General features: G+C 38.4%; 8 protein-coding genes and 1 pseudogene. 4 read left to right on the top strand and 5 right to left on the bottom strand.

Translation table 11 applies throughout. The annotated features are described in order from the left end of the window. Window positions 1–170: 170 nt before the first annotated feature. The 3 genes and pseudogenes from qatC (at window position 171) to CWC30_RS01020 (ending at window position 2,732) form a co-directional block, all read left to right on the top strand. Window positions 171–1,391 (top strand): Qat anti-phage system QueC-like protein QatC, encoded by a 1,221-nt coding sequence (gene qatC / locus CWC30_RS01030; protein ID WP_249929803.1) that lies wholly within the window; start codon window positions 171–173, stop codon window positions 1,389–1,391. Then, window positions 1,388–2,119, top strand: coding sequence for a Qat anti-phage system TatD family nuclease QatD (qatD, locus tag CWC30_RS01025; protein WP_138626189.1), 732 nt, complete (start codon window positions 1,388–1,390; stop codon window positions 2,117–2,119). The genes qatC and qatD overlap by 4 nt, the downstream gene beginning before the upstream one ends. 51 nt (window positions 2,120–2,170) lie before the next feature. Next, window positions 2,171–2,732: pseudogene (locus CWC30_RS01020) on the top strand (manganese efflux pump MntP). Between the two features lies 1 nt (window position 2,733). On the opposite strand, the gene CWC30_RS18540 reads toward CWC30_RS01020, so the two are convergent. From CWC30_RS18540 to CWC30_RS00995, 5 genes are all read right to left on the bottom strand, one after another. Then, window positions 2,734–2,952 (bottom strand): GDCCVxC domain-containing (seleno)protein, encoded by a 219-nt coding sequence (locus CWC30_RS18540; RefSeq protein ID WP_062566147.1) that lies wholly within the window; start codon window positions 2,950–2,952, stop codon window positions 2,734–2,736. Then, on the bottom strand, window positions 2,940–3,329 hold the full coding sequence (gene merC, locus CWC30_RS01010) for an organomercurial transporter MerC (protein ID WP_016708222.1): 390 nt from the start codon (window positions 3,327–3,329) through the stop codon (window positions 2,940–2,942). The genes CWC30_RS18540 and merC overlap by 13 nt, the downstream gene beginning before the upstream one ends. Before the next feature lie 60 nt (window positions 3,330–3,389). Next, the gene (locus CWC30_RS01005) at window positions 3,390–3,767 is read right to left on the bottom strand and encodes a MerR family transcriptional regulator (RefSeq protein ID WP_016708221.1); all 378 of its coding nucleotides are present in this window, start codon (window positions 3,765–3,767) and stop codon (window positions 3,390–3,392) included. A 222-nt stretch (window positions 3,768–3,989) separates the two neighbouring features. Next, on the bottom strand, window positions 3,990–4,454 hold the full coding sequence (locus CWC30_RS01000; protein WP_016708220.1) for a hypothetical protein: 465 nt from the start codon (window positions 4,452–4,454) through the stop codon (window positions 3,990–3,992). Further along, window positions 4,451–6,445, bottom strand: coding sequence for a site-specific integrase (locus tag CWC30_RS00995; RefSeq protein ID WP_249929802.1), 1,995 nt, complete (start codon window positions 6,443–6,445; stop codon window positions 4,451–4,453). The genes CWC30_RS01000 and CWC30_RS00995 overlap by 4 nt, the downstream gene beginning before the upstream one ends. A gap of 93 nt (window positions 6,446–6,538) precedes the next feature. Between CWC30_RS00995 and CWC30_RS00990 the strand changes: the two genes are divergently transcribed. Further along, window positions 6,539–8,085, top strand: a protein-coding gene (locus CWC30_RS00990; RefSeq protein ID WP_138626187.1) for an IS3 family transposase whose coding sequence is annotated in 2 segments (ribosomal slippage) — window positions 6,539–7,019 and window positions 7,019–8,085 — 1,548 coding nt in all. Because the reading frame shifts where the segments join, the coding sequence is not laid out codon by codon here. The last annotated feature ends 110 nt before the right edge of the window (window positions 8,086–8,195 follow it).

Genomic DNA, 8,195 nt, shown 5'->3' with positions numbered 1-8,195 from the left:
AAATAGCTTGAACGAAATTATCATTCAATGCTCGCTTTAGCATTTACTATGATGTGGCTACCAATGTGGGCTGATTGATATATGTACTACAAAGATCAACAGCCCCTAATGATTGTCATCCTGTCCAGATGTTCCATACGCATCAAAATGACATCACTAAGCACAGCTTAGTGTCAAAACAACTACTACAAACAGTTCGTGATTTGGGATTGAATGTAGATGCTGATGCAATAGATCTGATAACAATTGCAACCGCTGTTACCGCCGCTGATACATTTGAATTGAGGGATAATGCAGAAAATGCATGGGCTAGAAAAATGCATTTACATGTTCCTGTTACCGATGAGGATATGTGGAATACTGTTGAGCCTGAACTAAGTTCTTTGCTCAACTTTCTAACGGGCGATCAATGGCAGTTTACTTTTGAAAAAACAACTATGCCGATGCCGACTCCTAAAACAAGTGAGCAAGCGAAAGCAAAAGCAAAATCATTAATTGGACTCAACTCAGTCTGCCTTTTTTCAGGAGGTCTTGATAGCGCAGTTGGTGCAATTGACATTTTAAACGGAGAGTCAGCCTTAAAACCGCTTTTGGTTAGTCACGCTTATCGTGGTGATGGCGCAAAACAGGAAGATATTAAGCATTTATTGTCCCCGCCATTCGGCGAATTGTCCTATTCAATGTCTCCTCATATTATCAAGCAGTTAGAAGGTAAAACTGACATTAGCATGAGGGGAAGAAGCTTCAACTTCCTAGCTATGGCGGTACTTGGTATATCAGCCTTAAGAAATGCTAATTGCGATAGCAGTATTGAAACTATTGTCGTCCCTGAGAATGGCTATATTTCTATAAATCCACCGCTTACCAGAAGACGGATTGGTAGCCATAGTACTAGAACTACTCATCCTAATTTTCTAAGCAGGCTTGAATCTTTGCTTAGAGACACTGGGTTTCATGTCAAATTTGTAAACCCCTATCAATTCAAAACTAAAGGTGAAATGTTAGCGGAATGTGTTGATCAAGACGCAATTAGAAAAGCAGTTCCTCTGAGTGTTTCTTGTAGTCATTGGCACAGAGAGCATAAACAGTGTGGGCATTGTGTACCTTGCCTTATTCGAAGAGCGTCAGTTTTTCATGCTGGTTTTACACAAGATGCGCCATACAAGACAAAGCGGTTGAGAGGTCTTATTAAAGAAAAAGATACTCGCGATGATCTCCAAGCGGTTCAAACTGCCATTATCCGGTTGAAACAGACTGACAATTATCGTTCTTGGCTTCGAAAGTCAGGACCAATACCACAAGATAAAGATATACGAGAAAAACTAGAATCAACTATTAAGCGAGGATTAGCAGAGGTTGAATTATTTCTCCAAGCGGATAAATCATCATGATGGATCTTCATTGCCATGTTGATTTATATCCAGATTATCAAGAGGTATTGAACGACATAAAAAGCAGTAATTATTACGTGCTATCAGTAACTACGGTGCCGTCAGCTTTTGAAGGTACTGTCCAGTTAACAAGTGACATAAAACACTGTAAAACGGCTTTGGGTCTGCACCCTCAACTTGCTCATTTAAGGAAAAATGAACTACCTCTATTCGATAAGCTAGTTGATAGAACTAGATATATTGGAGAAATTGGGCTGGATGGCTCAAAAGGTTATGCTGATTACTTTGATGATCAATTAGAGGTTTTCACGCATATTTTGAAAAAATGTGAAGACTTTGATAACAAAATACTAACTATCCATAGTCTTAATGCGACAGGTGAAGTACTTGAACAACTTAAGTTATACCCCAATGCTGGTACTTCTATTCTTCATTGGTTTTTAGGTACTAAGAAGCAAGTTCTAGAAGCCGTCGAGCTAGGCTGTTTCTTTTCTATTGGGCCAGCCATGCTTACTTCAGCCAGAGCTAAAAAAGTAATATCGTGGATACCTCAAGATAGGATTTTACTCGAAACTGATGGCCCTTTCGCCAAAGTGGCGGGGAATATTCTGTTTCCTTCAAGTGTTGGCACTGTTACTGAATATCTGGCTGAAATTTGGTGTAAAAATAAGGCTTCGATAATTGAGCAACTGTCAGCAAACCTTAGGTGTTTAACATCAGTCAAGTAACTAATTATACGTCACGTAATCTTATAACAATTTTATTCAGGTTTAATCGATTTGTTTGAAGTATTTGTATTAGCTATAGCACTCAGTATGGACGTGTTTGCAGTATCCATAGGCTTAGGTTCTAAAAAAGTAGCAAATGCTGAAAAACTCTTTATTAAAGCCGTTGCTTATTTTGGATTTTTCCAAGGCTTTATACCTCTTTTAGGCTATTACAGCGGTAAAGGATGATCATCTTGGATTGAAGATTATGCACCTTGGATAGCTTTTATTTTGCTATTATTTATCGGTGGCAAAAATGATTTATGAGTCCCAATCTGAAGGAATTGAAGAAGATATTGCTAATGTTACTCATCGTGTGCTATTTGTTCTTGCTATTGCCGCCAGTATTGATGCAATGGCGGCAGGTTATGCAATCACATTGCTTGAGGTAGACATAGCCGTAGCTTGCTTGATAATAGGCGTCACGACGTTTGCCTTTAGCTAGATTGGTGTGAATATCGGCGAAAGAAGTGGCGTATGGCTGGAGTCTAAAGCTGAACTATTTGGTGGTTTAGTGTTAATCGCAATCGCATTTAAGATATTACTTGGTTGGCACAGAACCACCGAATACTAGGCTACTTACCTGAGCAACATGCATTGCCTTCTTGAATAGGAGGACACTTAACTGTTCCATAAGAGCAGTAAACGCAACAATCACCTTTGAACGGTTTAAGTAGTGCTTTACAGCTTTCGCATTCGTAATACCATTGGCAAGCGTTTGTAGGCATGGTTTCAACTTTGCTAAATCCACATTCAGGGCAAGTTATCTTAGATTTTAATTCTATACCTTGCATACTGGTTCCTTAATGGGCTTAACAATATCTAAAATAGACATTACGACCATCCAAATGATCCCAAAGTAAAATAAGTAAGTGCTCCAGTCGTATTGCCATAAAGGATAAAGGGTCAGCAATACTGCAATTGGGCCAATGACACTTAAAATGCCTCTTAATGACTCTCGATGTTGATACCAATTATAGAAATTAACTAACAACGCTAGTGAAGCAAATAATGGCAATAAGGTGTTCACCGCTATCCCTTCAAAATGTGAAAGAAAACCTAACCCAAGCGCAGATGCCAATGAGCCGAGCGCAGGAAAACATGCTGTGCAACTAAGGGCGGCTAGCCAAACGCCACCAGAACCTACTTTATCTAGAATTTTATTGATCATAACTATCCACCTCAATTTTTAAGGTAGTATAAACTCCGTACATAAGTACGGGGTCAATAGCTATTTAAGTGAATTTATTACCGGGCAGGATTGAGGGTCTTGATTGGCCTTGCAAGAATCTGTCATATCTTGAATTACTTTCTCTAACCGCTGTAAATCAGCAATTTTATTACGGATGAGATTAAGTTTTTGCAATCCCATCGATTCTATATCAGCGCAACTGCTACTTAGTGACATCAGTGATTCAATTTCTTTCAGCGTAAACCCTAATGCTTTAGCTTTCAGAATAAATTTGAGTTGATTAGCGTGTGTCTCGTCATACTTTCGATAACCTGATTCGGGTTTTGGAGGCTGCTCTATTAAACCTTGGCGCTCATAAAAGCGGATCGTTTCAACATTGATATCTAAATCTTTTGCCAGTTTTCCAATGGTTCTCATAAACATACTCTTTAGAAGCAGAGACATCATTATACAATTAATGCGGATTGCCTAAACTCAATTTTATTGCATGAACGGGGTCGCTAAGCGTCCGCTTTGTAGAATTAAGTTCACATATCCAGATCACTCTGACCGTCTCTTGTTCGCTCTTGCTGCCTGTCAGGTGAAGTCTAAACCTAATCAACAAAACTGTAAGATGAGATATGAGCTACTACATCTAATCTATTGTTTCGTTGAAACTAATTCAATAATTTCACCAGTAGACGTATCCACTCTTATTTCTGTATGTTGCCCTGAGTGCTGAAGTTGATTTTTTAAATCAGCATTAATCAGTTTGAGCTTATCTATTTCAGCGTACATTTCTTGTAATCGCACCAGTAGCTTTTCAAAATCCTTATCGATTTCCTTAGGGTCAATCTCGTTTTTTTGCTTTTCTTTAGCAAGCTTGCTTTTTAGTTCGGCTACCTTTGTTCTGAGTTGTTTTATTAAATTATCTTTATTTTTTTCTTCCCAAGTTAATTGAGCTTTTTCAATATTTTCTCGTAACTTTACCCATTTTTCTTCTTCTTTAGATAGATTTGCAATATTTCTTTTAGCTCTCGTTGCTACTGCATTTTTGGTTATCTTGCTGCCATCAGATTTCATCTCTTCAAAAGCACGTTTTATATCATCGTATGCGCTACTCATGCTTGTTCTCCTTGGTTTGTATGCGCTTTGCCTTCATCTAATACATAGTCAGCTGCTGCTATATTATTTTTCCAGTGAATAGCAAATAGCTCGTAATCTTCTTGCTCTTCTTTGGTTAATGCCGCATATGCCTCTAGTTTCTGCGTTGCTTCTTTTTTTATTATTTGCCAATTGACCTTGTGGCGTTTGGTAATGATTTTACTACCACAATACACACAGCCACTAGGGATTCCTGCTCCTTTTATCTTGCAAGCTTCTCCCGCAGTGCAGTACCCCGTAGGTAAGCCACGTATGTTTTTAATATTTTTGACGAGAAATTTTTTCAGTTCTTCAATTGAACTGAAATGGATCTGCTTAATCACAGTCGAATCTTTACTTTGACTATCAGTAATACCTATTATCAGATCTTTAGATGTTTTATTAATTTGCTCACCAGCACCACCTTTAAGTGATTGTGACTCGGCTTCATCTATTAACTCTTCTGCAACACGGTCAATTAAAATCTCATTAAACTCTTCAGTAGTTTTAATTAAAGTTGTTGAGGCCAAAAATGCTCTTCGAGTATAAACAAACGTCATTAGGCTAGTTAAATGTTTAAATTGATATCTAATATCATCAAGCTCACCTAATTTATTGGCAATGACAAAGTAGGCCAACGTATGTCGAAACATGTGAGCGGTTAATCTAAACGTATCGCCTTCTTCGTATGGGACACCTCTATTCTCTCCTCTAACTTCTTTGTAGTTAGATTCAAGGCGTTCAAGCTCTGCTATATCATCATCGTCTAGAGTTAAGTCAAAAAGCTCAATGTTTTCACTGTTTTTAACCTCAAATTTTGTGAATCGCCCAGTATCGCTAAAACTAACACTACAGCTACTATGTGAAACCCCGAAAAGACGGTTTCTTTCTAACCCTTCTTTCAAATTGTGTGCTTGACTACTTGTTATATTGGCTCTGCATGAAGAAAGTACAGCTTTTGCCCTTTCTTGCATACCGATCACATATTTTTCGTAAATACCAACACACTCATGTACTTCAGCGTTTGAAAACCATTCCATCTCAACCTTACTGTTGTCGGTTTTGGTCATAATTGCCGTAATGTAATAAATATCATCTTTGTAATTGGCACAGCCAACCTTGCATGTAAGTACTTCGTTATATCTCATACCTGTATAGGCCAAGATATTAATGTATGTGGCTAATTTTAAATCTTCTAATTCTTCGGATAATTGAATGAATTCCTCTTCATTGGGTAAGTTTCTTACATGTTTTGCTATTAGCTCACCTGTATTCATTTTGGGCGGTGGTTCAATGGAGCCTTCATGTAAACTATCTATTAAGCGTGCATTTAATTCTAGCCATCGTTCTATCTTATCCTTAGAGTTTTCAACTATTTTTTCTGCAAACTTCAGAATTTTTTTCATTACTTTAGTAGGAATGACAGGGTGCGAATAAGTGACTGGTCTCGGATGGTGTAACTCGTTTAGTTGGTTAAGCACATCAATAAAAACACTACACACCTTAGGGCCAAAAAGACGAAAGCTTCGTTGCACGTCAAATAGTTTAGTAAATGAGTGTGATTGTCTGTAAATAGCTATTTTCCCGACTTCATATAAATAGTCTTTTATGAGATTCCTAATAACTAAGTCAGATTTGAACTCCAACTCATGAAATGAGTGATAACCTCTTTGTCTTAAGAAGGCTGCAATTAAATTTAGATACGTTACATCATTTTGAAGTGTAGAGATTTTTAGAGGTTTACCGCCTACAACATCACCATGTGTGAGTTTAATTAGTGAATAAATTCGAATTTGATATGCTAATTCATCAACACCTTTAAAATTCACATTTCTTTGCGTTTCTTCATAGCTTATCCAAGTGTCATCGCCAAAGTGAATAGTGCCATGTTTAGCAATATTCAATGCTCTGTTTTCCCACAAAGCAATCGAATTAAAAGCGCTAGTATCATCAACTTTAAAATCTTCTAACACCTGAACCAAAGGTTTTATAGTGATTTGACCTGTATGTGTTTCCCCCTGTGTCAGGATAGTTGTCGCCTCTAATATTTAGTAGAGGCAGATAAAATGAGACGTCGATTTACACAAGAATTTAAAGTTCAAGCGGTTGAAAAAGCATTATCTCAGTGTGATGATGTCCGCCTAGAAGATATTGCAGATGATTTAGGTGTCGGTTATTCAACGCTTCAACGTTGGATAGCGCTAGCAAAAAAACATCAACTTGAAACACACCAGACGGGTAGCCAAATGACAGCAGAAAAACGACCACAAGATTGGAGTTTAGAAGAAAGACTCAACGCGATTATTGAGTGTGGAAGTTTAGATGAGGCTGCGATGAATGAATACTGCCGTAATAAAGGGCTTTACCCACATCATATTCAACAGTGGAAGAAGGACTTTGCTACATCGCCTTCAAATAAAACGGTAAAATCAGACAGTAAACAGCTCAAGCAAGAGATAAAACAGCTGCAAAAAGAACTGAATCGTAAAGATAAAGCTTTAGCTGAAACAGCCGCTCTGCTTGTTCTCAAAAAAAAAGCGGATGCACTCTGGGGTTTCAGCGAGGACGATTAACAACACCAACTGAGCGACATGAATTAATAACGCTTATTACTAACGCACAGGATGCAGGGGCAAGGAAAGAAAAAGCATGTGAGTTACTTGGGCTGACACTAAGAACAGTTCAGCGCTGGATTGAAGCAGATGATATGACTGACAAGCGAACGAGTACGGAAAAACGGGCGCCAAATCGTCTCACAGAGTTAGAGCGGCAGCGCATTATTAATACAGTTAATTCACCCGAATATGGGCATTTACCGGCCAGTAAAATAGTCCCTAAACTGCTTGATAACGGCATATGGATAGCGTCTGAAAGTTCGTTTTATCGGGTTATGAAGGCACATAACTTATTAACGCATCGAGAAAAAGTGAAACCAACTAAGCCAATGAAAAAGCCAAGAGCATTCAAGGCCGTGCGTGCAAATGAAGTATATACTTGGGATATCACCTATTTACCAACGAGCGTAAAAGGGCAGTTTTTCTACTTATATTTAGTGATGGACATTTTTAGCCGAAAGGTTGTTGGTTGGCAGGTTTACGACACACAATTAAGTGAATTAGCCGCAGACTTAATGAAGGATATTTGCAGTAGAGAGCAAATAAAGCGCGAGCAAGTCACGTTGCACTCAGATAATGGTAGCCCAATGAAAGGCGCGACATTGTTGGCAACATTACAGGAGTTAGGCATTGTACCATCATTTAGTCGACCATCAGTAAGTAATGACAATCCGTATTCTGAGTCGCTATTTAAAACGTTAAAGTATCGCCCAGAATACCCAGAAAAGGCATTTGAAGATATAAGCGCAGCAAGAGAATGGGTAAGTGGGTTCGTTGATTGGTACAATAATGAGCATCTACACAGTGGTATAAAATTTGTGACGCCAAACCAACGTCATTCAGGTTTAGATAAAGAAATATTAGCCAAGCGTCAGCAGGTAAACGACGCTGCTAAATTGAATAACCCAAGTCGCTGGTCAGGAAAGTCACGAGATTGGTCAATGATAAATGAAGTAAATTTAAATCCGGAGAAAAAAGAAGAAATGCGGGCGGCATAAAATTTAACTTGAGGCGACAACTAACTGAGGGCGTTCAGAATTCTGGGTCAGACTAAATTGCTAAAATTATAGCACGCCCTGTAGCCTACCTTCGAAGTGAATGGCTAATT

It is taken from the genome of Pseudoalteromonas sp. S4741 (genome assembly GCF_005886135.1).
GTDB lineage: Bacteria > Pseudomonadota > Gammaproteobacteria > Enterobacterales > Alteromonadaceae > Pseudoalteromonas > Pseudoalteromonas tetraodonis.
Note: the sequence above shows the minus strand (reverse complement) of the source record. Positions and strands in the feature narration are given on the sequence as shown.

Bases quoted from the DNA above. Each gene is read 5' to 3' on its own strand.
- CWC30_RS18540 (WP_062566147.1), bottom strand. From the start codon at position 2,952: ATGCAAGGTATAGAATTAAAATCTAAGATAACTTGCCCTGAATGTGGA.
- CWC30_RS01000 (WP_016708220.1), bottom strand. From the start codon at position 4,454: ATGAGTAGCGCATACGATGATATAAAACGTGCTTTTGAAGAGATGAAA.
- merC (WP_016708222.1), bottom strand. From the start codon at position 3,329: ATGATCAATAAAATTCTAGATAAAGTAGGTTCTGGTGGCGTTTGGCTA.
- qatD (WP_138626189.1), top strand. From the start codon at position 1,388: ATGATGGATCTTCATTGCCATGTTGATTTATATCCAGATTATCAAGAG.
- CWC30_RS01005 (WP_016708221.1), bottom strand. From the start codon at position 3,767: ATGAGAACCATTGGAAAACTGGCAAAAGATTTAGATATCAATGTTGAA.